The organism is Paenibacillus sp. FSL M7-0802, assembly GCF_038004945.1.
Classification (GTDB): Bacteria; Bacillota; Bacilli; order Paenibacillales; family Paenibacillaceae; genus Paenibacillus; species Paenibacillus polymyxa_B.
On sequence record NZ_JBBOSD010000001.1, the window covers coordinates 3,312,833 to 3,337,759 of the forward strand.

The 24,927-nt window shown below is 47.0% G+C and carries 26 protein-coding genes; all 26 read left to right on the forward strand.

Annotated features, from left to right (window positions below):
* The first annotated feature begins 120 nt into the window (after positions 1–120).
* The 26 genes from MHB54_RS15440 to MHB54_RS15565 all read left to right on the forward strand — a co-directional run bounded on the left by MHB54_RS15440 (position 121) and on the right by MHB54_RS15565 (position 24,805).
* On the forward strand, positions 121–1,029 hold the full coding sequence (locus MHB54_RS15440; RefSeq protein ID WP_413630610.1) for a carbohydrate ABC transporter permease: 909 nt from the start codon (positions 121–123) through the stop codon (positions 1,027–1,029).
* Positions 1,029–1,865: a carbohydrate ABC transporter permease gene (locus tag MHB54_RS15445; protein WP_264454444.1), complete on the forward strand. Its 837-nt coding sequence runs from the start codon at positions 1,029–1,031 to the stop codon at positions 1,863–1,865. The genes MHB54_RS15440 and MHB54_RS15445 overlap by 1 nt, the downstream gene beginning before the upstream one ends.
* 15 nt (positions 1,866–1,880) lie before the next feature.
* Positions 1,881–3,146 (forward strand): ABC transporter substrate-binding protein, encoded by a 1,266-nt coding sequence (locus MHB54_RS15450; RefSeq protein ID WP_340981700.1) that lies wholly within the window; start codon positions 1,881–1,883, stop codon positions 3,144–3,146.
* 356 nt (positions 3,147–3,502) lie between these two features.
* Positions 3,503–4,132 (forward strand): uracil phosphoribosyltransferase, encoded by a 630-nt coding sequence (upp, locus tag MHB54_RS15455; protein ID WP_013312332.1) that lies wholly within the window; start codon positions 3,503–3,505, stop codon positions 4,130–4,132.
* A 109-nt stretch (positions 4,133–4,241) separates the two neighbouring features.
* The gene (wecB, locus tag MHB54_RS15460) at positions 4,242–5,411 is read left to right on the forward strand and encodes a non-hydrolyzing UDP-N-acetylglucosamine 2-epimerase (protein ID WP_023990712.1); all 1,170 of its coding nucleotides are present in this window, start codon (positions 4,242–4,244) and stop codon (positions 5,409–5,411) included.
* A gap of 171 nt (positions 5,412–5,582) precedes the next feature.
* Entirely contained in the window at positions 5,583–5,837 is a 255-nt protein-coding gene (locus MHB54_RS15465) for an AtpZ/AtpI family protein (protein WP_023990711.1), read from the forward strand.
* The gene (locus MHB54_RS15470) at positions 5,830–6,210 is read left to right on the forward strand and encodes an ATP synthase subunit I (RefSeq protein ID WP_013312329.1); all 381 of its coding nucleotides are present in this window, start codon (positions 5,830–5,832) and stop codon (positions 6,208–6,210) included. The genes MHB54_RS15465 and MHB54_RS15470 overlap by 8 nt, the downstream gene beginning before the upstream one ends.
* 29 nt (positions 6,211–6,239) lie before the next feature.
* The gene (atpB, locus tag MHB54_RS15475) at positions 6,240–7,064 is read left to right on the forward strand and encodes a F0F1 ATP synthase subunit A (protein ID WP_028542178.1); all 825 of its coding nucleotides are present in this window, start codon (positions 6,240–6,242) and stop codon (positions 7,062–7,064) included.
* 104 nt (positions 7,065–7,168) lie between these two features.
* Positions 7,169–7,393, forward strand: a complete 225-nt coding sequence (gene atpE / locus MHB54_RS15480; RefSeq protein ID WP_007432750.1) for a F0F1 ATP synthase subunit C — start codon at positions 7,169–7,171, stop codon at positions 7,391–7,393.
* Between the two features lie 109 nt (positions 7,394–7,502).
* Positions 7,503–7,991, forward strand: coding sequence for a F0F1 ATP synthase subunit B (gene atpF, locus MHB54_RS15485; RefSeq protein WP_023990709.1), 489 nt, complete (start codon positions 7,503–7,505; stop codon positions 7,989–7,991).
* On the forward strand, positions 7,988–8,533 hold the full coding sequence (locus tag MHB54_RS15490; protein WP_013312326.1) for a F0F1 ATP synthase subunit delta: 546 nt from the start codon (positions 7,988–7,990) through the stop codon (positions 8,531–8,533). Before atpF ends, MHB54_RS15490 begins: the two co-directional genes overlap by 4 nt.
* A 19-nt stretch (positions 8,534–8,552) precedes the next feature.
* The gene (gene atpA, locus MHB54_RS15495; RefSeq protein ID WP_013312325.1) at positions 8,553–10,067 is read left to right on the forward strand and encodes a F0F1 ATP synthase subunit alpha; all 1,515 of its coding nucleotides are present in this window, start codon (positions 8,553–8,555) and stop codon (positions 10,065–10,067) included.
* 214 nt (positions 10,068–10,281) lie between these two features.
* Positions 10,282–11,148 (forward strand): ATP synthase F1 subunit gamma, encoded by an 867-nt coding sequence (gene atpG, locus MHB54_RS15500; protein ID WP_023990707.1) that lies wholly within the window; start codon positions 10,282–10,284, stop codon positions 11,146–11,148.
* A 121-nt stretch (positions 11,149–11,269) separates the two neighbouring features.
* Complete coding sequence (atpD, locus tag MHB54_RS15505) at positions 11,270–12,670, forward strand: F0F1 ATP synthase subunit beta (RefSeq protein WP_013312323.1); 1,401 nt, start codon at positions 11,270–11,272, stop codon at positions 12,668–12,670.
* Between the two features lie 69 nt (positions 12,671–12,739).
* Positions 12,740–13,153, forward strand: a complete 414-nt coding sequence (locus tag MHB54_RS15510; protein ID WP_013312322.1) for a F0F1 ATP synthase subunit epsilon — start codon at positions 12,740–12,742, stop codon at positions 13,151–13,153.
* A gap of 346 nt (positions 13,154–13,499) precedes the next feature.
* Positions 13,500–13,751, forward strand: coding sequence for a DUF1146 family protein (locus MHB54_RS15515; protein ID WP_013312321.1), 252 nt, complete (start codon positions 13,500–13,502; stop codon positions 13,749–13,751).
* A 323-nt stretch (positions 13,752–14,074) separates the two neighbouring features.
* On the forward strand, positions 14,075–15,430 hold the full coding sequence (gene murA, locus MHB54_RS15520) for a UDP-N-acetylglucosamine 1-carboxyvinyltransferase (RefSeq protein ID WP_264454445.1): 1,356 nt from the start codon (positions 14,075–14,077) through the stop codon (positions 15,428–15,430).
* Positions 15,431–15,656: 226 nt separating this feature from the next.
* Positions 15,657–17,096, forward strand: a complete 1,440-nt coding sequence (spoIID, locus tag MHB54_RS15525) for a stage II sporulation protein D (protein ID WP_264454446.1) — start codon at positions 15,657–15,659, stop codon at positions 17,094–17,096.
* Positions 17,097–17,166: 70 nt separating this feature from the next.
* The gene (locus tag MHB54_RS15530) at positions 17,167–17,907 is read left to right on the forward strand and encodes a M23 family metallopeptidase (RefSeq protein ID WP_264454447.1); all 741 of its coding nucleotides are present in this window, start codon (positions 17,167–17,169) and stop codon (positions 17,905–17,907) included.
* 201 nt (positions 17,908–18,108) lie between these two features.
* Positions 18,109–18,396 (forward strand): sporulation transcriptional regulator SpoIIID, encoded by a 288-nt coding sequence (spoIIID, locus tag MHB54_RS15535; protein WP_007432737.1) that lies wholly within the window; start codon positions 18,109–18,111, stop codon positions 18,394–18,396.
* Positions 18,397–18,567: 171 nt separating this feature from the next.
* Entirely contained in the window at positions 18,568–19,566 is a 999-nt protein-coding gene (locus MHB54_RS15540; protein WP_023990703.1) for a rod shape-determining protein, read from the forward strand.
* Positions 19,567–19,687: 121 nt separating this feature from the next.
* Entirely contained in the window at positions 19,688–20,572 is an 885-nt protein-coding gene (locus MHB54_RS15545; RefSeq protein WP_023990702.1) for a flagellar hook-basal body protein, read from the forward strand.
* A 13-nt stretch (positions 20,573–20,585) separates the two neighbouring features.
* Entirely contained in the window at positions 20,586–21,413 is an 828-nt protein-coding gene (locus MHB54_RS15550) for a flagellar hook-basal body protein (RefSeq protein ID WP_023990701.1), read from the forward strand.
* A gap of 10 nt (positions 21,414–21,423) precedes the next feature.
* Positions 21,424–21,636: a DNA-directed RNA polymerase subunit beta gene (locus MHB54_RS15555; RefSeq protein ID WP_023990700.1), complete on the forward strand. Its 213-nt coding sequence runs from the start codon at positions 21,424–21,426 to the stop codon at positions 21,634–21,636.
* Between the two features lie 905 nt (positions 21,637–22,541).
* On the forward strand, positions 22,542–22,988 hold the full coding sequence (fabZ, locus tag MHB54_RS15560) for a 3-hydroxyacyl-ACP dehydratase FabZ (RefSeq protein ID WP_013312312.1): 447 nt from the start codon (positions 22,542–22,544) through the stop codon (positions 22,986–22,988).
* Between the two features lie 98 nt (positions 22,989–23,086).
* Positions 23,087–24,805: a phospho-sugar mutase gene (locus MHB54_RS15565; protein WP_023990696.1), complete on the forward strand. Its 1,719-nt coding sequence runs from the start codon at positions 23,087–23,089 to the stop codon at positions 24,803–24,805.
* Positions 24,806–24,927 lie beyond the last annotated feature (122 nt).

A 24,927-nucleotide genomic window follows, 5' to 3' on the forward strand; every position in this document is an offset into this window, starting at 1 on the left:
ATAGGCTGTTTTCCTTCCGTAAGCCGGAGGAGAACAGCCTTTTTTTGCTTCCGAACGACTCGGAACTTACATTTTTGGGTAATAAGCGATTACAGTAAGGGTTTATGCGCGCTTTCCTTCATGATCTACGACAAAGGAGTGATTGCATTGAGTCAAAGAAAATCCGCGCAATTATTGCAGCAACTCGTATTTGTAGGACCGATGGCGTTGTTTTTCGTCTTGATTATGGTCATTCCGTTCCTGCTGGGCCTGTATTACTCCATGACGAACTGGGATGGAGTATCTGAAAATATCCGATGGCTCGGACTAGGGAATTACGTTCATATTTTTAGGGATGATCCAGATTTCCGTAATGCGTTCTGGTTTACGGTCCGATTTACCGTATGTGGTGTCATTCTGACAAACCTGATTGGCTTTTTCCTAGCCTATGCACTTACCAAACCGCTGCGTACCCGTAATGCACTGCGAACTGTATTTTTTATGCCCAATATGATTGGGGGCTTGCTGCTCGGTTTTATCTGGCAGTTTATATTTGTACGCGGCTTTTCTGCGGTAGGAGAGGCGACAGGGCTTTCCTTTTTTAAACTGCCGTGGCTGGGTGATGGGCCAACTGCTTTTTGGGGAACTGTCATTGTGTTTGTATGGCAATATGCAGGTTATCTTATGGTTATTTACATATCCTCGTTAAATAATGTCCCGCATGCCCTTATTGAATCGGCCCAAATCGACGGTGCGAGCCGAAGACAGATTTTGCGTCATATTGTAGTGCCACTTATTATGCCAGCGGTGACCGTCTGCTTGTTCTTGGCGATATCCTGGTCCTTTAAAGTATTTGAGTTGAATTTGGCTCTCACGAAGGGGGGACCTTTCAAGTCGACAGAGTCTGTAGCGTTGGACATATATAATGAAGCGTTTACAAATGATCGACTTGGATTAGGGACTGCCAAAGCTATGATTTTCTTTGTGGTCGTTGCGATCATTACCAGCATTCAGGTGCGTCTCACGAAGAAAAAGGAGGTCGAAATGTAATGGGAAAAACGTCAAACTATCGTTTGGGCACATGGGCTGCTGAATTATTGCTTATTGTGATCGGGTTAATCTTTCTGGTTCCGTTCTATTTTTTGCTCGTAAACTCCGTTAAATCCTTTGGCGACATTTTGGCCCATTCCGCTTCGTGGCCGACAACCTTCCGTTTTGAAAACTATGCTAACGCCTGGAATAAAATAAACTTTCCCACAGCACTGGGGAATTCACTGATTGTCACGATCGTCAGTAATGCGCTTTTGCTGCTAATCAGCTCAATGGCCGCTTACCAGATGGTTCGGCATGATACTCTTTTTAATCGTTTCCTATTCGGTTTGCTTGTGGCTGCGATGGTAGTCCCTTTTCAATCAATTATGTTGCCGCTTATGGAAGTGTCCAACGTATTGAGCTTGAACAACAGTATACCGGGACTGATCTTATGTTATCTGGGTTTTGGAGCGCCTTTGTCCGTTTTTCTTTTTCATGGCTTTATTAAAACGGTACCTATTGAGATCGAGCAGGCGGCAAGGGTGGACGGTTCATCCCGGTACGGGGTGTTCTTTCGCATCGTTTGTCCACTGCTGCTGCCTATGTTCGTAACCGTACTTATTTTGAACACCTTATGGATCTGGAATGACTATCTGTTGCCTTCACTCGTTTTGAATGATCCTGAGCTGCGCACCATTCCGATTGCAACCTATATGTTGTTTGGTCAGTACACCAAGCAATGGGACTTGGCGCTGCCAGCACTGGTATTGGGGATCGCGCCAGTTGTTGTGTTTTTTCTGGTGATGCAAAAATACATCGTTTCTGGCATTGCAGCCGGTGCGGTCAAAGGCTGATGGGAGGGATAACCGATGAAAAAAACAGCGTTACTTGTCATCTCCTTGATGGTGCTGCTCGCATGTACACTTGCAGGTTGTGGAAATACGAAGGCTCAACAGAGTGAGACGAAAACGATACACATTTATCAATTCAAAGTAGAGATTTCGGAACCGCTAAATAAGCTGAAGGCAGAATATGAAAAAACGCACCCGGGCATCAAGCTGGATATCCAATCTGTCGGTGGTGGTACGGACTACGGTGCTTCGTTGAAGGCTAAATTCGCATCAGGCGATCAGCCGGACATTTTTACAAATGAGGGCTACCAGGACCGCGATACGTGGCTGGAGTACTTGGAGGATTTGTCGGATCAGCCATGGGTGAAGGATCTGGACGATTTTGCTCGTAAGCCGATGACGGTTAACGGTAAGATTTATGGACAGCCTATGAACCTAGAAGGATTTGGTTTAGTTTATAACAAGGATTTGTTCAAAAAAGCGGGCATAACCAAACTGCCTCAGACGATAGATGAACTCGAGGAAGCAGCTAAGCGACTGAAAGCGGCAGGGATTATACCTTTTGCTAACGGGTATGCGGAATGGTGGGTTCTGGGGAACCATTTTATCAATATCCCGTTTGCCAGACAGCCGAACCCGGAAAGTTATGTTGCGGATTTAAACAAAGGAACGGCTCGCATCCCCGGTAACCCCGTGTTCGATCAGTGGGTGAAGTTGCTTGACCTAACTATAAAATATGGAAACCGCAATCCGCTCACTACGGATTACAATACACAAGTGACACTGTTTTCGACAGGTAAGGCTGCTATGATGCACCAGGGGAACTGGACGCAACCGCAAATGGATGGAATTAATCCTAACTTGAATTTGGGTATTCTGCCTGCTCCTATAGACAATGATCCCTCCACAGGAGGTAGACTGGCTGTCGGAGTGGCTTCGAACTGGGTGGTCAACAAAAATTCGCCTGTGAAGCAGGAGGCAAAAGAATTCCTCAATTGGTTGGTCACATCAGAAACAGGCAAGCACTATATCACCAAGGAGTTTAAGTTTGTTCCCGCCTTCAAAAGTATCACGTCCAGTGACGAGATGACAGGTGATCTAGGTGCAGAAATATCTCGGCATGTGAGGGAAGGCAAGATATGGAGCTGGAACTTCCAACGCTTCCCGAAGGGGCTGAATCAGGATTTAAGCAGTAGTATGCAAGCCTATATTGCAGGGGTTATCACGAAGGATGAAATGCTTCAGCAATTTCAGGGAGCATGGGACAATTTGAAGTATAGATAAAAGAATAGCGCTGCATGAGGATGCAAAGGGGATAGGTCGGGCAGGAAGCTTAAAGTCCACAGGCTTTGACGGTCAAGTGCCGTCAGGGCCTTTTTGATATGTTTTTATGTGACGAAAGTCACACGTGAAGTGGTCTTAATAAGTATTTTACATGTCATATCTTTCCCTTGACAAAAGGTTGCGGTGGCAGGTGTTAAATCAATCAAGGGAATGTTATAATAAACAGGATTTACAGGCACGCATTGCATCTGTGCTTATTTGGTTTGTACAAATAGGTTACATAGATCCTTTCGACTCAGGATAGTTCGATATGCTGGCGCGAAAGAACGTGACGATAATACCGGAGGGAATATATTATGGCGAAACTGGTGGTTTGCGATCACCCTTTGATCCAACACAAACTTACATTTATCCGCGATGTGCGGACAAACACCAAGGATTTCCGCGAGCTGGTGGATGAAGTAGCAACATTGATGGCTTATGAAATTACACGGGATATCCCGCTGGAAAGCATTACGGTGCAGACACCGGTTGCTGAGACAGAAGGTAAAGTGATTTCAGGACGTATGCTGGGTCTTATTCCGATTCTGCGTGCAGGCTTGGGTATGCTGGATGGCGTAGTAAAGTTGCTGCCTGCAGCAAAGGTAGGCCATGTGGGACTGTTCCGCGATCCTGAGACGCTGCAACCCGTAGAATACTATACGAAGCTGCCTACAGATGTAACTGAGCGTGAATTGATCGTGATTGATCCGATGCTTGCAACGGGGGGCTCGGCAATTGCGGCGATTGATGTGTTGAAAAAGAGAGGTTGCACTCAAATTAAAATGATGAATCTGATTGCTGCTCCTGAAGGAGTCAAAGCTGTGCAGGATGCGCATCCTGATGTAGACATCTACGTCGCTGCATTGGACGAGCGTCTGGATGATCATGGATACATCATTCCAGGTCTTGGTGACGCGGGAGACCGCTTGTACGGAACCAAGTAGACTGCCTTTGGCGGTTCGGCAAAATCTATGGACGTTATGACAGGTCGTTTTTCTGAATAAGGAAGATCTGTGAAGCGGACATTTATTATGAAAAGGGGTTCAACAGAAAATGTCCAAAATCAAAGTGATGACAATTTTTGGTGTGCGTCCGGAAGCGATTAAGATGGCTCCTCTTATTTTGGAGCTTCAGCGTCACCCGGAGCATATCGAGTCCGTGGTATGCGTTACGGCTCAACATCGCCAGATGCTTGATCAGGTTCTGGAAGTTTTCAATATTCACCCTGACTATGATCTGGACGTAATGAAGGATCGCCAGACACTTAATGAAATCTCCATGCGGGTACTTCAAGGTCTGGAACCTGTATTGCGTGAGGCCAAGCCCGATATCGTGTTGGTTCACGGCGATACGCTGACCACTTTCCTCGCCAGCTATGCAGCCTTTATGCAGCAGATTGAAGTAGGGCATGTGGAAGCAGGCTTGCGGACGTGGAACAAGCTTTCTCCATATCCTGAAGAAATGAACCGTCAGCTCACAGGCGTGCTGTCTGATCTGCATTTCTCGCCTACTTCTTTATCGGCTGGAAATTTGCGGAAGGAAAATAAGCCTGAATCGCGAATATATGTTACAGGCAATACAGTAACTGACGTATTTCAGTATACGGTTCGCCAGGATTACGAGCACCCCGTACTGGACTGGGCTCAGGGCAAACGCCTGATTCTTATGACAGCACATCGCCGGGAATCCCAAGGGGAACCGCATCGTCAGATTTTTAATGCGGTTAAGCGAATTGCGGATGAGTTTGAGGATATCGCTATTGTTTACCCGGTTCATCCGAGTCCGGCTGTGAAGGAACCTGCATTTGAGATTTTAGGCAACCATCCGCGTATTAAGCTGATTGATCCGCTGGATGTTGTGGATCTGCACAATTTTTACCCACATACACATCTGATCCTTACGGATTCCGGTGGGCTTCAGGAAGAAGCGCCTTCGTTCGGAGTACCTGTTCTGGTGCTGCGTGATACGACTGAAAGACCGGAAGGAATTGAAGCGGGCACCTTGGAACTGGTGGGTACGAGTGAAGAGAACGTGTACAATCGGACCAAGGCACTTTTGACAGATTCCGCGTTGTACGAATCTATGAGCCAAGCAGCGAATCCTTACGGCGATGGACAAGCATCAGTAAGAATTGTCAATGCGATTTTGCACCATTATGGTGTTCAATCCGAACGCCCTGAAGAATTTCACACAATGTTCACAAAAGGTGTTCGTCCGATATAATTATTCTTTACAAGGCAAGCATACAGTTAAACTGTACGGTTACCAAGGGATACAGCAATTTAAGATGCTTTGTCGTTTGATTTTATACTTTAGGGCACTAAAATATCTCAATTGACAAAGTATCTTATATTTAAGTAAAATGGACTGGAATTGCAGGGGTGACATGGAAAAGTGGTCAAACCTTCCAAGCAAAACAACAACCGAAATAACACCGGAAATGCCTTTAAGGCTATAGGACTGGTGAGCGCGATCGGCATTGATTTGGCGATATGCACACTGGGTGGTTTCTATGCAGGAAAATGGCTTGATGCCAAACTTGGTGGCTCCGGAATTTGGATTGGCGTAAGCGTTCTCGCAGGCTTGGTTGTAGGCGCATTAAGTATTGCCCTTGTGATCGGAAAGGTACTGAGGGATAACCATGAATGAGATGACCCGTATGCAAAAAATGTTATGGATCGTAGCGCTTGGTATTATGGCTCTGTGTTTCCTGGTCTCCGCCTTCATGCCCCAACATCGTGACATTGCTCACGGAATCATTCTGGGAACGGGAGTAAGCTGTCTAAATGTGCTGTATATGGCCTACAAAATTCGACAGGTTGCGAGTGCGGCCGCCGGTGAAAGAAAGAAGAGAGTGTTTGGTATTGGCTTTGGCGTTCGATTAGGGACCTCAATTTTGGCAGTGGTGCTGGCGATAGAATTTCCGGCCTATTTCCATGAGATCGCTGTAATGGCAAGCCTGGTGACTGGGCAATTTCTTCTGTTAATTATAGGCATCATATTCGCGCTTCAGGAAAAATGATGGCTCAACTGAGAAAGGGGTGAGAAAACATGTTGCATGAATCACCGATTATCCAATTGGGCGGGTTTAACATTGACTTGTCCGTCATTATTATGCTTATTGTGACTTGTGCGATTGTATTTGGACTGGCATTTGCTGCAACGCGCAATTTGTCTGTGGACAATCCAAGCAAGTTGCAAAATTTTATGGAATGGGTCGTAGAATTCGTTCAAGGACTGATTACCAGCACGATGGATTTGAAAAAAGGGAAGCCATTCCTCTCCTTGGGGATGACGCTGATCATGTTCATTTTCGTGGGGAATATGCTGGGCTTACCGTTCGGGATTGTGACCGAATTCGATAATGCGCAAAGTGCCCAAGTATTTGGACATGAAATCATTCCAGTCAAAGAAGCATTAGAACAAGCACAGGCGTCTCACCCAGGCGAAGCTGCCCATGTAGGCATCAGCTGGTGGAAATCACCTACTGCAGATGCAGGGGTATCTATTGGACTCGCTTTAATGATCTTTGTCCTGGTTCATTTCCTGGGAATCTTCCGCAATACCAAAGCTTACTTCAAGCATTACGTTCAGCCATTTCCATTCTTTTTGCCAATTAACTTGATTGAGCAGTTCTCAAAACTATTGACACATGGTATGCGTCTATTCGGTAATATTTTTGCTGGCGAAGTTTTGATCAGTGTTCTGCTGAAATTGACAGCACTTGGTGTAGGAGGCTGGATTGCTTCCGTATTGGGACTCGTTGTTTGGCAAGGATTTAGTATCTTTGTCGGCAGTATTCAAGCGTTCGTCTTCACGATTCTGACGTTTGTATACATTTCGCAGTCCATTGACACGCATGAAGAAGAGCATTAGACAAGCTCGTTTTCCGGTTTTTAGTTAAGTTCAGGAGTACGCTTCGCTCTTAACTGCAAATACATGTACAATATAAATACACATCACTAAGGAGGATTTTTAAAATGGGAGTTTGGGCATATATCGCAGCTGCAATCGCAGTAGGTTTGGGCGCTTTGGGCGCAGGTATTGGTAACGGTCTGATCGTAAGTAAAACAGTTGAAGGTATCGCTCGTCAGCCTGAAGCAAAAGCAACGTTGCAAACGGTAATGTTTATCGGTGTAGGTCTGGTCGAAGCCCTGCCAATCATCGGGGTCGTTCTGGCATTCATTTTCTACGCAGGTGCTTAATTGAATGGAAGCAAGGTTTGGCGGGGAAGGCACAGCCATCCGCGCCTTCTTTGTTCGTTTGAACATGAAAGATCCAGAACCGACGTTCACCGGAAAGGAGTGACTTCAATTGAGTTTAAATTGGACAAGTATCGTTTTCACAATCATTGCATTTTTGATCTTGTACTGGTTACTGACGCGTTATGCATTCGGACCTCTCTTTTCCGTTATGGAGAAGCGCCGTCAGCTTGTATTACAGCAAATGAATGAAGCGGCACAGACGCGTGAACAGGCTGCTGCTTATGTTGAGGAGCAAAAGCAGGCTCTCCAGCAGGCACGTAAGGAAGCGTACGACATTATTGAGCAGTCAAAACAAACAGGTAACAAACAAGCGGAGCAAATTATTGTTCAGGCTAAAGACGAAGCTGTCCGCCTGAAAGACGAAGCTGTTCGTGAAATCACAAGCGAGCGTAATAAGGCGGTTGCCGAACTGCGCAGCGAAGTGGGTAAAGCTTCGGTACAAATTGCTTCCAAACTGATTCAAAAGGAAATCAAGGAAGACCAAGTCCAGGGAGAGCTTGTCGACCAATACCTTAAAGAGGTAGGAGGCAAAGCATGAGCCGGGATACGGTAGTAGCCAAACGGTATGCGAAAGCTTTGTTTGAAGTGGCAGAGCAGGAACAGACCATTATGGAAACCGAGCAGGAGCTACGTGCTTTTGTAGAGGCTGTATCGGGGGATGCTGAAATCCGTAAATTCATTAATTCTCCTAACATTACGGAAGCGGTCAAGCTTCAAGTTCTGGCTAACAGTTTTGAAGGCAAGCTTTCTGCCTCGCTAATTAACACGATCAAGCTGTTGATTCAGCGTAGTAGAGCAGATTTGTTCGAATCTCTCCTTGCCGGATACCTCGATATTCAGGAATACAAGCTGGGAATTGCTCATGCAAAGGTGTATTCGACTTATGCTTTAAGTGATCAGGAAAAAACAGCGGTAGCCGAGGAATTCGGAGCCCGTGAACATAAAACAATCCGTGTGGAAAATATAGTGGACCCGAGTCTACTGGGCGGATTGAAAGTGGTTATCGGCGATACACTGTACGACGGCAGTCTGGCCGGCAAGCTGGATCGTCTCGAGAAATCCTTTAACAGACGAGTATAGAAGATAGGGGTGAACACACTTGAGTATCAAACCTGAGGAAATCAGTTCATTGATTAAAAGTCAGATTGAACAATATAAAAATGATATCGAGGTCGTTGAAGTCGGCACTGTTGTTGAAGTCGGCGACGGTATTGCCCGCGTCTACGGACTGGAAAAAGTTATGGCCGGTGAATTGGTTGAATTCGACACTGGCGTATTGGGCTTGGCGCTCAACGTGGAAGAAAGCAATGTCGGTGTTGTTATTTTGGGTCAATTCTCCGACATTCGTGAAGGCGGTCAAGTAAAACGTACAGGTCAGATCATGCAGGTCCCTGTAGGGGAAGCATTGATCGGACGTGTAGTTAACCCACTGGGACAACCAGTAGACGGTAAAGGACCGATTGCTACAACAGAATTCCGTCCGGTTGAAAGTCAGGCTCCAGGCGTTATGGCCCGTAAATCGGTACATGAGCCTATGCAGACGGGGATTAAAGCTATTGATGCGATGGTTCCGATTGGTCGTGGTCAACGTGAGTTGATCATCGGTGACCGTCAAACAGGTAAAACATCTATTGCAATCGATGCAATTTTGAACCAAAAAGGTAACGGCATGAAATGTATTTATGTCGCTATTGGTCAAAAACAATCCACGGTAGCTCAAGTTGTTGAAACATTGCGTCGTCACGGTGCTCTGGAATACACGATTGTCGTTACGGCATCTGCTTCCGAACCATCACCATTGCTGTACATTGCTCCTTACTCTGGCTGCGCCATGGGTGAGTATTTCATGTACAAAGGCGAGCATGTCCTTGTAGTTTATGATGACTTGACTAAACAAGCGTCAGCTTACCGGGAACTGTCCCTGTTGCTGCGTCGTCCACCGGGTCGTGAAGCATATCCGGGTGACGTTTTCTATCTTCACTCTCGTTTGCTGGAACGTGCAGCGAAGCTAAATGATGAGTTGGGCGGCGGATCACTTACCGCATTGCCGTTCATCGAGACACAGGCTTCCGACGTTTCTGCATATATTCCAACCAACGTTATTTCCATCACGGATGGACAGATCTTCTTGGAAGCTGACTTGTTCTATGCAGGGCAACGTCCGGCGATCAACGTAGGTATTTCTGTATCCCGTGTAGGTGGTTCAGCTCAGATTAAAGCGATGAAAAAGGTAGCAGGTTCCCTGCGTCTGGATCTTGCTCAATATCGAGAGCTTCAAGCGTTCTCCCAATTCGGGTCCGACTTGGATAAATCCACAAAAGCCCGTCTGGATCGCGGCGCACGCATGATGGAAATTTTGAAACAAGGTGTTAACCAACCGCTTGCTGTAGAGCAACAAGTAGTGAGCTTGTATACTGCTGTAAAAGGCTTCCTTGATGATATCCCTGTAGCGGATGTAAAACGTTTTGAAAAAGACTTCCTGTCTTTCATGGTGTCTGACCATCAAGACGTGCTTCAATCTATCCGCGACACGAAAGACCTGGTTGCTGATAACGAAGCGGCTTTGAAGGCGGCTATCGAGAAATTCAAAAAATCATTCGCCACGTCGGTTTAATACATTGGAATTTGCCTGTTTATGATGAAAGATGTACTAAGGAAGCGTGCCCTCCGGGTTTTGGCTTCCTTGGCATGTTTTACCCTCAATAACAGGCCCTTTAACATATGTCCGGCTGGATTTGAATCTTACGAAGTGCTTGGACTTGGCCCAAGCTAAGGGATTGCTTACGAAGTTAGCTTTGGCTTTGCTGGAGCTTAAAGGTGGTGAAATCATGGCAAAAGGTATGCGCGAGATTAAACGTCAGATTAAAAGTGTGCAGAGTACGAAGCAGATCACGAAAGCGATGGAAATGGTCGCTGCATCCAAGCTGAGAAAAGCTCAGGAGAAAGCGGAGTCGGCTCGTCCTTACTCGGAAAAGCTTAAGGAAGTTGTGAGTAGTATTGCTTCTGGAGCGAATAACATCAAGCATCCAATGCTGGAAACGCGTCCGGTTAAAAAGACTGCTTATCTCATCATTACATCTGATCGTGGTCTGGCTGGTGGTTATAACGCCAATATTTTACGACAGGTTACGCAGACGATTTCTGAACGTCACCGTTCACAGGATGAATTTGTGATTTTCATCATTGGACGAAAAGGACGGGATTATTTCAGACGTCGTGAATTTCCTATCGCTGAATCGGTAACAGATCTGTCGGATACACCTGCTTTTGCAGATATCAAAACAATTGCAAGCAAGGCTGTACAAGGCTTTGAACTTAAAGAATTTGATGAGCTTTATCTATGCTATAACCGCTTTGTCAACGCATTGACTCAAATTCCAACAGTTGACCGTCTGTTACCAATGGCAACACCGGATTCAGCTACAGCTTCATCCTCAATTAACTATGAGTATGAGCCTTCACCAGAAGGAGTGCTGGAAGTATTGCTGCCGCGTTACGCGGAAACGCTCATTTACGGCGCTTTGCTGGATGGTAAAGCTAGTGAACTGGGAGCGAAGATGACGGCGATGGGATCTGCTACGAAGAATGCTTCCAAGTTAATTGGTGAGCTTTCCTTGACCTATAACCGTGCTCGTCAAGCGGCTATTACCCAGGAAATTACGGAAATCGTTGCAGGGGCAAGCGCTCAGTCTTAATCAGGCTTGTTGCGACTGTTTTATAGCAGGGTCTACACTATTATGATAAATTGCGGGCGCAAAACAAATCAGAGTGGTTCGGATTTGCGGCTGTGCAAGCTTGTAGGAGGGAAACCAAAAGATGAACAAAGGACGCGTAGTGAGCATCATGGGTCCGGTTGTCGACGTTGAGTTCGAACGTGGACAACTTCCAGAAATCCTGAATGCCATTCATATTGGGACTGTGCTGGAGAGCGGAGTCAAAATTGATCTGACGCTCGAAGCTTCAAAACATCTAGGTGACAACCGTGTGCGTTGTATTGCCATGTCTTCCACAGATGGTTTGGTTCGTGGGGCTGAAGCCATAGATCTGGGAGCACCTATTTCAGTACCTGTCGGCGAAGCTACTCTTGGACGCGTATTTAACGTGCTTGGAACGCCAATTGATAATGGTGCTGATATGAGTGAAACGGCTAGAAATCCGATTCACCGTCAAGCTCCTTCTTTCGATGAGCTGACAACTCAAGCAGAGATGCTCGAAACCGGTATTAAAGTTATCGACTTGCTGGCTCCTTATGCTAAGGGTGGTAAAGTCGGATTGTTTGGTGGTGCTGGTGTAGGTAAAACCGTAACCATTCAAGAATTGATTAACAATATCGCTCAGGAGCATGGTGGTATTTCTGTATTTGCGGGTGTAGGTGAACGCACACGTGAAGGAAATGACTTGTACCATGAAATGAGAGATTCCGGCGTTATCAACAAAACAGCGATGGTGTTCGGACAAATGAACGAGCCTCCGGGTGCACGTTTGCGTGTAGCTCTCACAGGTCTGACGATGGCGGAATACTTCCGTGACCAAGAAGGCCGTGACGTGTTGCTCTTTATTGATAACATTTTCCGCTTTACTCAAGCAGGTTCTGAGGTTTCGGCCCTGTTGGGACGTATGCCTTCAGCAGTAGGTTACCAGCCTACGCTGGCTACTGAGATGGGTCAATTGCAAGAACGGATTACTTCTACTAAAAAAGGTTCTGTTACTTCCATTCAGGCGATCTATGTGCCTGCGGATGACTACACTGACCCGGCTCCTGCTACAACGTTTGCCCATTTGGATGCTACAACGAATCTGGAACGTAAAATTTCCGAAATGGGTATTTACCCGGCGGTTGATCCACTCGCATCAAGCTCCCGTATTTTGGCTCCAGACGTTGTGGGTGAAGAGCATTACAATGTAGCACAAGGGGTAAAACAAATTTTGGCCCGCTACAATGAGCTTCAGGATATCATTGCCATCCTGGGTATGGACGAGCTGAGTGAAGAAGATAAAATGTTGGTGGCACGTGCACGTAAAATCCAGCGTTTCCTTTCTCAACCTTTCCACGTTGCCGAAGCATTTAACGGCTTCCCAGGTAAATATGTGCCGGTTAAAGAAACTGTACGAAGCTTCAAAGAAATTTTGGAAGGCAAGTATGACCATCTTCCAGAAGCGGCTTTCCTTTTTGTAGGAGCCATCGAAGAAGCAGTTGAAAAAGCTAAAACGTTGTAAACAACAGGCAAAGAATAGCCGAGCCTTACGAAGTGAGCTGTCTGCGGACAGCTTCCAGGAGGGATTCAAGTGAGCACGTATTTACTAGAGATTGTGACGCCGGAGCGCCTGGTTTATACAGAACAGGTAAACAGCATCAGTGTTCGCGGCTCGGAAGGCGATCTTGGGATTTTACCTGGACACCTTCCCTTGGTCACTCCCTTGAAGATTGCACCGATACGCATTAAAATCGGTGGTCAAACCGAAGTGATCGCGGTCAATGGGGGCTTTCTTGAAGTCCGCAAGGATAAAGTGGTCATTTTGGCTGAGAGTGCGGAACGTTCCGAAGAAATTGATGTGGAGCGTGCCCGTGCGGCAAGGGAGCGGGCAGAACTGCGGCTCCAGAGCAAGCAGGAACAGATAGATCATCATCGGGCGGAAGTAGCTCTGCAACGGGCGCTTAACCGTTTAAATGCTACAAGCATCAGAACCAATAAGAATTAATATTGGATTTTAAGTGGAATTTTAAAAGGGTTCGGCATAGTATACGGATGGAACGACAAGGAGACCACTTCATAATTTCTGCCAAAGAATGTCCGGTAGAAGGTGAGGGAGAACCTTGCTTCCTTCGATCACTGTGATCGGGCCCTTTTTTAGCTGTTATTACCAAATATACAGTCCTATTTCTTGCCCGGCTGCTAGGTATTTAGTACCTTTTAAATTCACGAAACAGAAGTGATTAATCACATTTTGTCGAAATAAATGTCCTGAAAACAGAAATAGCACTGGCATATTAGGCGTTCGCCGAGTATTATAAAGAAGTCTGTGACGCAGATGGGAGGAATTATGGTTGAACGGGAAACAGCAATTGGCTGAACAGCTAAGTCAATCGGCGAGTATGACCGCGCTGATCTCCATGATCGTGTCGCTCATCTGTATAGCGTTAGCTTGGTGGGCTTTACAGAGTTTTAAGCTGGATTTGTTAATCCGGCAACCCAAAGGACCGCAAGGCAGATTGCTACACTTGTTTCTTGCTATAATTTTGGGACAGTTGGTTTCTGGGTTCCTGTTGAGCTACATTTCTTGGAGTCAGATGCTCTAGAATTTGTTTTAACATGAAGTGGGCGGGTTATATGACCTTATGACTGTGTCTCTGCGGGAATTGTCGAATAACATCGCGTCATATTGTTAACAATGGTAAACAAAAGAACCATACATGTATAGCTGGCTGAATCAGTCAGAGTACAATGGTCGTCAAGTACAAAAAACGCTTGTATACTTGTTTTAATCAGTGGTATGATGGCAGTTAGGGTATTAGTAAAATCTTGTTTTTTTATGTAATGAAAAAGCAAGGCATGAAAATAGCGGAATATGTTCTTTTTTTCCAGAATGGAAAAGGGAAATGACGCGCGGAGGGAACCATAGATGAGCAAATTTATCGTCCGCGGTGGCAACAGATTGACCGGGAGTGTCAAAGTCAGCGGAGCCAAAAACTCAGTTCTGCCGATCATCGCCGCTTCTCTGCTAGGAGAAGAAGGAGAAAGTGTTATTATTGATGCACCTCCTCTAGACGATGTGATGACCATTAACAAAGTGCTGGAGTCCTTAGGAGCAGGCGTTACATACCAAGATGAGGTCATTCGTGTTGACGCGCGGAAGATAATTTCCTGTGAAGCCCCTTACGAGTGGGTTAGGAAAATGCGCGCATCATTCTTGGTTATGGGGCCGCTGCTTACACGTTTGGGACGTACAAGGATCTCGCTTCCAGGCGGATGCGCAATCGGAACGCGACCAATTGATCAGCATTTGAAGGGTTTTGAGGCATTGGGCGCGGAGATTAGCCTGGGCCAAGGTTTTATTGAAGCTAAAAGTAACGGGCGTCTGCGTGGAGCTAAAGTTTATTTGGATGTAGCCAGCGTAGGAGCAACCGAGAATATTATGATGGCCGCTACTCTTGCTGAGGGCGTAACTACCATCGAGAATGCTGCTAAGGAACCTGAGATTGTTGATCTCGCAAATTTCCTGAATGGAATGGGTGCCAAAGTACGCGGTGCGGGCACGGGCGTTATTCGTATTGAAGGCGTTGAGAAGCTGCATGGTGTAAAACATACGGTCATTCCCGACCGGGTAGAAGCAGGTACTTATATGGTTGCTGCTGCGATCACAGGCGGGAACGTATATGTAGAAGGCGCAATATCCGGTCATTTAGGACCGGTTATTTCCAAGATGGAAGAAATGGGTGTAACCATTCAACCTGATGAGAACGGAATTCGTGTCATTGCAGATAAGCCGTTAAAGGCCGTTGATGTTAAGACGTTGCCTTATCCTGGTTTCCCTACCGATATGCAGTCTCAGATGATGGCACTTCAACTTGCCGCTGAAGGAACGAGCATTATTACGGAAACCGTGTTTGAAAATCGTTTCATGCATGTGGATGAATTTCATCTCATGAATGCGGAAATTAAGGTCGAAGGTCGTTCCGCCATTGTAACTGGTAATGCTAAGTTGACAGGTGCGAAAGTAACCTCTACAGATTTGCGTGCAGGTGCTGCGTTAATTCTGACCGGACTCATTGCGGAAGGTACAACGGAGGTATCCGGCGTACATCACATCGATCGCGGTTACGTTCATTTGGCTGAGAAGCTGACTGGATTGGGAGCGGACATTTACAGAGTGACCGTGGAAGAGTCCAAACTGAATCATTCGCCCAGTATAGAGCGCGTAATGCCAGAAGAGACGTCGGGAAATCTGTTTAAGAAGATCCAGCCTTCCCTCGCCTAAGCTTTAACGTATGTCGCTTCATGTTGCATAAGTATATTCTTGAACAATAAGGAACCAAGTCCGAAAGGGCTTGGTTTTTTTGTTGTTTGCAACCAGTTTTTTCATTCTTTCAGTTCTCTTAAAACGGTTCTATCAAAGTGGACGACTTCATATGATTGAAAATATCTGCTGGAGTATATCTGTACTTTCAGCCGGACACTTAGCCCTTTGATGGAGGTTTCAGCCTATGAAAGATTCACAGGTTCGCATCCGTATACCCATTCATCATCCTAAGGAACATCGCCAGGCTTCACTTGCGGAGGAAGGTTCTGGCTCTATAGCTACTTCGTTACAAAAAAATAAGCTTATGCAACAGCAGCCGGACACAAGAGGTACATTGCCGATTGGCGTCAAGCCCAATCGGCGTACAACAGCCGTGCCTTCCGCTGTGAACTCCGTTGATACGGCTTTGCCTATTGCTGGAGCAGCGGTCCATGACACACGCGCTGCAAGCCCGCTGCAGGTGCCGCTACCGCACCTGCGTCCTTCCGCCGGGCGTGCCCCGCGCTGGGGCAGCCGCCGCCCATGGCTGCCATTCGCCGCCATGGCAGGGGTGCTGGTGCTTGCCATGGCTGTGCCCGCGCTAATGGCGTGGCCTCGCCAGACGGGGCAGCCGGTGCCGCCGAGCAGTCGCACGGCAGCACCGGCTGCGCCTAGCGTAACGGCAAAGGGCGGGACGTCCGTCACGCGCCTGTCGGGTGTCCCGCCGATACCGGCGGTGCCCGCTGCTCCAACGCGCAGCGTGCCGGTGGCGGCAGAGCCGTACGTGCGTGTGTACGTCACGTCTACCGGTCGCACGGAGACGTTACCGCTGGAGCAATACATTGTCGGCGTAGTAGCCGCCGAAATGCCGCCCAGCTTCGAGGGCGAGGCACTGAAAGCGCAGGCCATTGCCGCGCGTACCTTCATTGCCCGGCGTTTGCTGGCTGATGACACCAGCGGTGCCCCGGCGGGGGCAGATGTGACGGATACTGTTAAACATCAGGCTTATATCTCTAAAGCTAAACTTACTAGAGAATGGGGGCACTCTGGTAAATCCGCAGAGCTGGCTAAAATTCAGCAGGCCGTACGAGACACCAAGGATACGATCATGGTATATGAAGGCAAGCCCATTACGGCCTCTTTTTTTTCTACTAGCAATGGCTACACCGAAAATTCAGAGGATGTATGGGCGAAGGCAGTGCCCTATTTACGAAGTGTGTCAAGTCCATGGGACAAGCAGTTGGCCCCGCGTTATACAGAAACCGTCACACTGAGTCGTCAGAGTGTGTTCGATAGATTGGGGTTGAGTCGTACTGCGATAGCTGCTTCTACTGGAGGAGGGAGAATGCCAGAGATTCGTATACTCTCTAAGACAGAAGGACATCGCATCAAGAAGATTGAGGTTGGTGGTTCAATCTTTACAGGGCCGGAAATCCGTAACAAACTGGGGCTGCGTTCGGCTGAGTTTACGTGGAAGGCTGAAGGGGACCGGATTGCTATAACAACCTATGGTTATGGTCATGGTGTTGGTATGAGTCAGTGGGGAGCCAATGGAATGGCCAAGGAAGGTCATACTGCCACTCAAATTCTCCTTCACTATTATACTGGCATTTCTTTTGCGCAAGCCTCTCGTATTCTAAGTTAGTAAATATTTCGAAACTTTGAAGTATAAAAGAGTTGCACCCGGTAACACTGGTTACTGAGGTGATGAGCAAATGAATGAACAAAATAAAAACCAGAACCAAAACCATGAAGAAACACCCAAAACCTTTCAGGGTGGAAGAGCTTCACGGCCGTCTTCGTGGAAAAAGCTGTTGTCCAAAAGGTGGGCATACCCGGCAGCCTACATTGCCGCAGCAGCCATTATACTAACCTTAGTGTGGGTCTATCAGGATGCCAGCCAGAAGTCTTTCAAACCTGACCCAGCTAGTCCATCGGTACAAAGCACAAGTGCAGTGAACACCGATGTTAACGGACAACAGCCAGAAAGCGTGGAAGTAGTTGCCCAGTCGGAAAATATCGCATGGCCAGTAGCAGATGCTGGCGCAGTACAGGTCGTAAAGCCGTTCTTTGATGAGAACGCGACCGCTGATGAGCAGGCGGCAGCTATGGTAGAGTACGATAAAACATTTACCGCTAACACTGGGATTGATCTTTCCCGGGCCGACGATCAGGCGTTTGAAGTGAGAGCCGCCCTGAGTGGCAAAGTATCTCGTGTGGAACAACATCCGCTGGTAGGTAGTGTCGTAGAAATCACGCATGATAATAATCTCAAAACGGTGTATCAAAGCTTGAGTGATCTGAAAGTAAAAGAAGGCGATCAAGTGAAACAAAACGATGTGATTGCTTCAGCGGGTCGTAACGAGCTTGAAAAGGATTTGAAAACACATCTGCATTTTGAAGTGTTTCAGGATGACAAGCCGGTGAATCCAGCAGGTCTGCTTCCTAAAAAATAAATTTGGTCATGGCTTTGCATGCAAAGCGGGGAATCCACATTCCCTGCTTTTTTCTTGTGTAGTTTTTGTGCATAAGGTAAACATAAGCTGCTTTTGCCAAATAAATAGGCCTTCCGAAGTATGTCTTCCCGCCAAACCGCGAATATATAGGCACGCTCCTCATATAATGTACCAAACTATCCACAGTAGGGAGGCGGGAGCGTGCACGATTACATCAAGGAACGGACCATCAAAATCGGTCGCTGTATCGTGGAAACAAGGAATACGGTCCGTACGATTGCCAAGGAATTTGGTGTCTCCAAGAGCACGGTGCATAAAGATCTGACCGAACGGCTGCCTGAAATCAACCCGGATCTTGCCGATCAGGTGAAGCACATTCTCGAATACCATAAATCCATCCGCCATCTGCGGGGAGGAGAAGCGACGAAAATTAAGTACAAAAAAACGAGTGGCAAACGAAGGGAGATTCTCGTTTCTGGCAAGTCCTAAAAATATATAGTGAATTGGCTGGCAAAGCCATTGAATCAACCCCCTGAAGTATGATATGTTAAAAGATGGTACAAGACGAAAAATGACATGTAACCGTAGGTTTATACATATATTTGCCGCTTCTTGTCGAATCTTAGCTTTTTAAAATATCACTTTGGGGGCCTTTTTAATATGTTCAGTAATGATATCGGTATCGACCTCGGTACGGCCAACGTGCTTATCCACGTCAAAGGGAAGGGGGTTGTTCTTGACGAACCTTCCGTTGTCGCGATAGAAAGCGATACAAAAAGAGTTCTGGCTGTCGGAGAGGAAGCGCGCCGTATGGTGGGACGTACTCCTGGTAATATCATAGCCATCCGTCCATTACGTGATGGTGTCATCGCTGATTTTGAAGTAACAGAAGCGATGTTAAAATATTTTATCAATCGGGTAGGGGGAAAAAGCTGGTACAGCCACCCTCGTATTCTAATTTGTGCGCCGACGAACATTACCTCAGTGGAGCAAAAAGCGATTCGTGAAGCGGCGGAGCGTAGCGGGGCCAAGGAAGTATTTTTGGAGGAAGAGCCAAAAGCGGCTGCCATCGGAGCAGGAATGGATATTTTTGAGCCTAGCGGCAACATGGTAGTGGATATTGGTGGCGGAACGACTGACGTTGCAGTCCTCTCTATGGGGGATGTCGTAACAGCTTCTTCCATTAAAATGGCAGGGGACAAATTTGATACAGCCATCATGAAATATGTAAAAACGAAGTACAAGCTTCTGATCGGCGAACGTACGGCTGAGGATATCAAGATTGCTATCGGAACCGTGCATCCGAGCGGGCGTCGTGCAGAGATGGACATCCGTGGACGGGATATGGTATCCGGATTGCCTAAAACGTTAAGTATTTCTGCGGATGAAGTGCAGGATGCGCTTAGAGATCCTGTATCGGCGATTGTTGCTGCGGCCAAGTTTGTATTGGAGCAGACCCCACCGGAACTGTCAGCTGATATTATTGACCGTGGTGTTATTTTGACTGGTGGCGGTGCCTTGCTTAGCGGATTGGACGAGCTGCTTGCTGAAGAACTGCGTGTTCCAGTACTGGTTGCCGAAGATCCGATGCATTGTGTTGTTAAAGGTACAGGAATCATGCTGGATAATTTGGATCATGTGGTTAAGAAAAAGTTCTAATCTGCCGATAGTGACTATAAGAGACTCGTGTGCGGTCAGACAGGTTGCCTAGCATTTTGGCTTTCGTGCCTCCGCGCGAGCATGTGATTTTAGCAGAGTATAGGATTGGGGTGCACGATACATGTTGAGAGGTTTATATACTGCGGCCGCCGGATTGATGACACAACAACGACGCCATGACACCGTGACGCAAAATATTGCTAATATGAATACGACGGGATACAAACAGGAGAACAGTGTTCAGCGTTCTTTCCCCGAAATGCTTATTTCCATGACGGGTGGTAACCCTGATAACCCGGACCGTACGGTCGGCAAGCTCAATACTGGCGTTTTTGCTGAGGAAAGCCTCTCCCCTTACATTCAGGGAGCATTAAAGGACAGTGGACAAGCGACGGATTTTGCGATACAGTCCAATATTAATGTGAACGACCCAGCTACTGGTCAACCTATGGCTTTTGATCAGGCAGGGAAATTCATCAATGCTAACGGTGAAGTCACCTACCGTCCAGAAGCGTTTTTTACGGTGCGGGACAGTAATGGTAACGTTCGTTATACACGTGATGGACATTTTCAAGTAAATGGAGCGGGAGCATTGCTTTCATCGACTGGCTCAGCGGTGCTGGATACGAATGGAAACCCGATTCAATTGACGGGGGCTGTCTCAGAGCTTAAAGTAAATGAGCGGGGCGAATTGGTAGATAGCCAGTCCAACCAGACATTGGGGACGACGCTCGGTATTAGTGTCATTGATCGTCCGTACCAGCTCGTTCGTGAGGGCAATGGGAATTTTCGCCTGAATGATACTGACGGTGCTACAGCTAGAATGATGACTGCTAACGATGCTGTATCCGTTCGTCAAGGTTATCTGGAGGTATCTAATGTAGATGCTTCACAGTCCATGGTGGATATGATGGCTGCGTTAAGAGCTTATGAGGCGAATCAGAAGGTAATTCAATTTTATGATAAAAGCTTGGACAAGGCCGTTAATGAAGTAGGCCGTGTATAACAGGGGGTAAGTGATGAACAACTCCATGATTGGCGCAATGGTATCTATGGCCAGTGTGCAGCAGCGTTTGGATTTAATTGCCGATAATATTGCTAATATCAATACAGTGGGTTATAAGAGTAAACAGGGTTCCTTTGAAGATGTATTGGCCAATGTGCAGCAACAGCCTTCAACGTATCTCCAAAATGGACGGGCCATGCCGCTCGGCTATAATTTGGGCTACGGAGTTAAAACGGCCGCAATCATGAAAAATATGGAGCAAGGTCCGCTCAAGGAGACGGGACTTCCTACCGATCTGGCGATTCAAGGTAATGCCATGTTTGAAGTTCAGGGAAATGGGCAAAAAGCTTGGACCCGTGACGGTAGCTTTCATTTTGTTCCTGATCCGAATGATAGTGCGACGATGATGTTGACCACTGCTGAAGGTTATTCCGTGCTGGATAACAATGATGTTCCTGTGACTGCTCCAGCGGGTTCCAAGGTGGCTATTAACTCGGATGGCGAATTGCTGATTCGTGCTAATGGAACTGGGGCTCCGACAGTTGGTCAGAGAATCAAGCTAATGGATGTACAGCGTCCAGAAGGACTGGAACAGCGGGATGATAACCTGTTCGTGTTGTTGAATGGTATAACAGAGGCAAATGTATTCGGAGCTGCAGGTGTGGCAGGTGCTGTTCCAGCGGACGTATCTGTGCGTTCCGGTTATCTTGAGGAATCTAATGTGGATTTAGCGGGCGAAATGACGGATATGATGCAAGTTCAGCGGATGTATCAAATGGCGGCACGGGCATTAACTTCTAGTGATACGATGATGAACCTGGCCAACAATCTGAGGGCTTAAGGATTTGGTGATGAAAGAAGAACAATCTGATTCCCGTCCGGTGCCTGAAAAGACGAAGTTCCGCTGGCGTACTGCTCGTTATTTCGTAGTTCCGTTGCTGCTCCTGTTCTCGCTGTTAGGCGGCTTAATTGCAGGATATGTAATTGTAGGTAAGCAAGGGTTGTCAGGTGTATTCGAATGGAAAACCTGGCAGCATGTGATTGATCTTATATTTGCGCCTTAGTTTACTTTAAATGAGTGGGGGCGGGAAAAGGTCGCTCCGCGAATGATTTGATCATACGATCGCTGTTGCAGCGGGATTTTCTTATTTTATAAATTATTCAGATGTAAAAATCCCGTTGCAAAGGCGAACGCTCGCGCTTCTCCAGATTCAAATCCTTCGCTCCGCTGCTACCCGCCATCAGGGCCACTTTTATTAAAATAACCCCCCCCCGCAATTTGTGTGGGGAGTATAGAATAACAAAACCCTGTGCCAGTGGCGCAGGGTTTTGTTATGCCTTCAGGCAGGAGCCTTCAAATGCAGTGACGGGCAGCTTGCAGCCATTGGACACAATCGCAGAGGCCTTCGGTTGTTTCACTGCCCTTCACGGCAAGCGAGTATTATTGAAGCGAGGCTTTCCTTTTGAGCCAAAAGTAACTCGGCGGAGGGGTTTATTTGAATCTGGAGAAGCGATAGCGTTCGCCTTTGCCCCTAAATTTTAACCTTGCAGGTATTATAAAATGAAAAAATTTAGGGGCAACAGCGATCGGAAGATCAAATAAATCACGTAGCCCTTCCCCCCCTTGGCTCAAATGAAACTTCGCTTCACCCCCATAATAGGAGCACCCAATATGGTACTTCCGCGTAATTTTCTTTTTGTATCTGATAACTGTATAATGATGGGGAAGTTTATAACACTGCGGGGTAAAACCAAGCACGGGCAAAAGGGCTTCTTCGCGCCTCAGGTTGCATAACCGGCGGAAAAAGCCCCTTATCTCAACCTCCACTTCTGCAGTAGGTGAAGGATATCTAACATTGTTGCCGCCAAGAGCTGTTTTTATGCAGCGCAGGCGGGGTAATATTATGCTTGCAGTAACTCATGACTGATACAGAGTCAAACCTGCAAGCGGGAGGAGTTATTAAGGTAAATGGACAAATTGCAATTGGATGTTAATCAAATTCAGGAGATTATCCCACATCGAGCGCCATTTTTATTGGTGGATCGTATTATTGAGCTGGAGGAAGGGAAAAGAGCAGTGGGCATTAAAAATGTAACGATGAATGAGCCTCATTTCATTGGACATTTTCCGGGGTATCCCGTTATGCCTGGTGTGTTGATCACCGAAGCACTGGCTCAAGTTGGGGCTGTCGCATTACTGCATCTAGAGAGCAATCGTGGCAAAATCGGGTTCTTGGCAGGGTTGGATGGTTTCCGTTTCCGTGGACAGGTGGTTCCTGGGGATACGCTTACGCTTGAAGTGGAAATCACTCGTTCCAAAGGCGCATTTGGCAAAGGGAAAGCTACGGCTAAAGTAGGCGATACGGTAGTAGCTGAGGGCGAAATTATGTTTGCTTTATCTGACCCTCCCCAATAAATAAAGCTCTGCCGACATAAGCACGACGTCTGAACTGAGTGCATGTGTACATAGAAATCCTGTTTTGACAACCCAAAAATGGAGAGGGGAAATTCCGTATGACGCAGTTGAGTAAAAAAGCATTAGAAGGCATTGAGAGCTGGCTGCAAGACCCTTATATTGATGAAGAGACCAAACAGGAGTTGCGCGCATTGGAAGGCAACGAGCAGGAACTGGAGGATCGCTTTTACAAAGAGCTGGAATTTGGTACAGGCGGTCTGCGTGGAGTGATCGGGGCAGGAAGTAACCGGATGAACCGTTACGTCATTGGACGTGCGACTCAAGGGCTGGCTCGCTATATTTTAGAACAGCATGCTGGTAAAGAAGGCAAACCTTCGGTTGTCATTGCACATGATTCGCGTCATTTTTCACCAGAATTTGCTCTGGATGCAGCTTTGGTGCTGGCAGGCAATGGTATCGTGGCTAAGTTGTTCCCTTCCTTGCGTCCAACGCCACAGCTTTCGTTTAGTGTACGTCATTTGGGAGCCAGTGGAGGGATTGTTGTGACAGCGAGTCACAATCCTCCTGAGTACAATGGATACAAGGTATACAACGATGAAGGGGGTCAGCTTGTTCCTGATCAGGCTGAACAGGTAATTGGTTATATCCGTGAGGTTCCTTCTTTTGCCGACATTCGCAGTCTGACACGTGAAGAAGCTGAGGCACAGGGATTGTTGGTTTGGCTTGGAGAAGAGGAAGATGAAGCGTTTGTAGATACGGTAGCCAGTGTGAGTGTGAACCGTGAGCTGATTGCAGCCGGACCTGGCAAAAACTTCAAAGTTGTGTTTACACCTCTCCATGGTACTGGAAATGAACCGGTTCGTCGTGTGCTGAAGAAGATCGGTTTTGAACAGGTGCATATAGTGCCTGAGCAAGAGCTGCCAGATGCTGAGTTTTCGACTGTCAAGTCGCCAAACCCGGAAGAACGTGATGCGTTTAAACTGGCAATCGCGCTGGGTGAGAAAATTGGTGCGGATCTGTTGATCGGAACAGACCCTGATGCTGACCGTATGGGTGCAGTTGTGAAAAACCGTGATGGCGAATATGTGGTATTGTCCGGTAATCAGTCTGGCGCGATCATGGTTTACTACTTGTTGAATCAGCTGAAAGAAACAGGCAAGCTTCCGAATAATGGGGCGGTTATCAAAACCATCGTAACCAGCGAAATGGGCGCAGTCATTGCCGAACATTTTGGAGCAACTGTGTTTAACACGCTAACTGGCTTCAAGTATATTGGCGAGAAAATGAACCAGTTTGACGAAACTGGCGAGTACACCTACCTGTTTGGCTATGAAGAGAGCTATGGTTATTTGGCAGGGAATTATGCTCGCGATAAGGATGCTGTCTTGGCGGCTATGCTGATCGCTGAAGCTGCTGCTTATTACAGCACACAAGGTAAGACGCTCTATGATGTTTTACAAGAGCTGTATGAGCAGTTTGGCTACTTCCTTGAGAAGCTGGAGTCTCGTACCCTTAAGGGTAAGGATGGAGTGGCACAAATTCAGGGCAAAATGACCGATTGGCGTAGCAACGCGCCTCAAGAGATTGCAGGCGTGAAGGTAGACAAGGTACTGGACTACTCACAAGGTCTGGACGGACTTCCACAGGAAAATGTACTCAAATTTTTACTGGAGGACGGTTCGTGGTTTTGCCTGCGCCCTTCGGGAACGGAGCCAAAAATCAAAGTATACTTTGCGGTACGCGGTTCCTCGCTGTCAGACGCGGAGCAAAGAATTAGCCACCTGGTCGATGCTGTTATGGCTCGCGTAGACGCTTGAGAAAAATCCCTTTATAATAGAATAGGTTAAGGTAATTGGATAAGATTTAGTAATCGGTGACCTCTCACGGCAAAGGGCAGTACGCCGTGGAGGTCATTTCTGTATTGCAGAATAACCTGGAA

Coding starts and splice junctions, on each gene's coding strand:
- MHB54_RS15440 (WP_413630610.1), top strand. CDS start 121: ATGATCTACGACAAAGGAGTGATTGCATTGAGTCAAAGAAAATCCGCG.
- MHB54_RS15445 (WP_264454444.1), top strand. CDS start 1,029: ATGGGAAAAACGTCAAACTATCGTTTGGGCACATGGGCTGCTGAATTA.
- MHB54_RS15450 (WP_340981700.1), top strand. CDS start 1,881: ATGAAAAAAACAGCGTTACTTGTCATCTCCTTGATGGTGCTGCTCGCA.
- upp (WP_013312332.1), top strand. CDS start 3,503: ATGGCGAAACTGGTGGTTTGCGATCACCCTTTGATCCAACACAAACTT.
- wecB (WP_023990712.1), top strand. CDS start 4,242: ATGTCCAAAATCAAAGTGATGACAATTTTTGGTGTGCGTCCGGAAGCG.
- MHB54_RS15470 (WP_013312329.1), top strand. CDS start 5,830: ATGAATGAGATGACCCGTATGCAAAAAATGTTATGGATCGTAGCGCTT.
- atpB (WP_028542178.1), top strand. CDS start 6,240: ATGTTGCATGAATCACCGATTATCCAATTGGGCGGGTTTAACATTGAC.
- atpE (WP_007432750.1), top strand. CDS start 7,169: ATGGGAGTTTGGGCATATATCGCAGCTGCAATCGCAGTAGGTTTGGGC.
- MHB54_RS15490 (WP_013312326.1), top strand. CDS start 7,988: ATGAGCCGGGATACGGTAGTAGCCAAACGGTATGCGAAAGCTTTGTTT.
- atpG (WP_023990707.1), top strand. CDS start 10,282: ATGGCAAAAGGTATGCGCGAGATTAAACGTCAGATTAAAAGTGTGCAG.
- atpD (WP_013312323.1), top strand. CDS start 11,270: ATGAACAAAGGACGCGTAGTGAGCATCATGGGTCCGGTTGTCGACGTT.
- murA (WP_264454445.1), top strand. CDS start 14,075: ATGAGCAAATTTATCGTCCGCGGTGGCAACAGATTGACCGGGAGTGTC.
- spoIID (WP_264454446.1), top strand. CDS start 15,657: ATGAAAGATTCACAGGTTCGCATCCGTATACCCATTCATCATCCTAAG.
- MHB54_RS15530 (WP_264454447.1), top strand. CDS start 17,167: ATGAATGAACAAAATAAAAACCAGAACCAAAACCATGAAGAAACACCC.
- MHB54_RS15540 (WP_023990703.1), top strand. CDS start 18,568: ATGTTCAGTAATGATATCGGTATCGACCTCGGTACGGCCAACGTGCTT.
- MHB54_RS15545 (WP_023990702.1), top strand. CDS start 19,688: ATGTTGAGAGGTTTATATACTGCGGCCGCCGGATTGATGACACAACAA.
- MHB54_RS15550 (WP_023990701.1), top strand. CDS start 20,586: ATGAACAACTCCATGATTGGCGCAATGGTATCTATGGCCAGTGTGCAG.
- MHB54_RS15555 (WP_023990700.1), top strand. CDS start 21,424: ATGAAAGAAGAACAATCTGATTCCCGTCCGGTGCCTGAAAAGACGAAG.
- fabZ (WP_013312312.1), top strand. CDS start 22,542: ATGGACAAATTGCAATTGGATGTTAATCAAATTCAGGAGATTATCCCA.
- MHB54_RS15565 (WP_023990696.1), top strand. CDS start 23,087: ATGACGCAGTTGAGTAAAAAAGCATTAGAAGGCATTGAGAGCTGGCTG.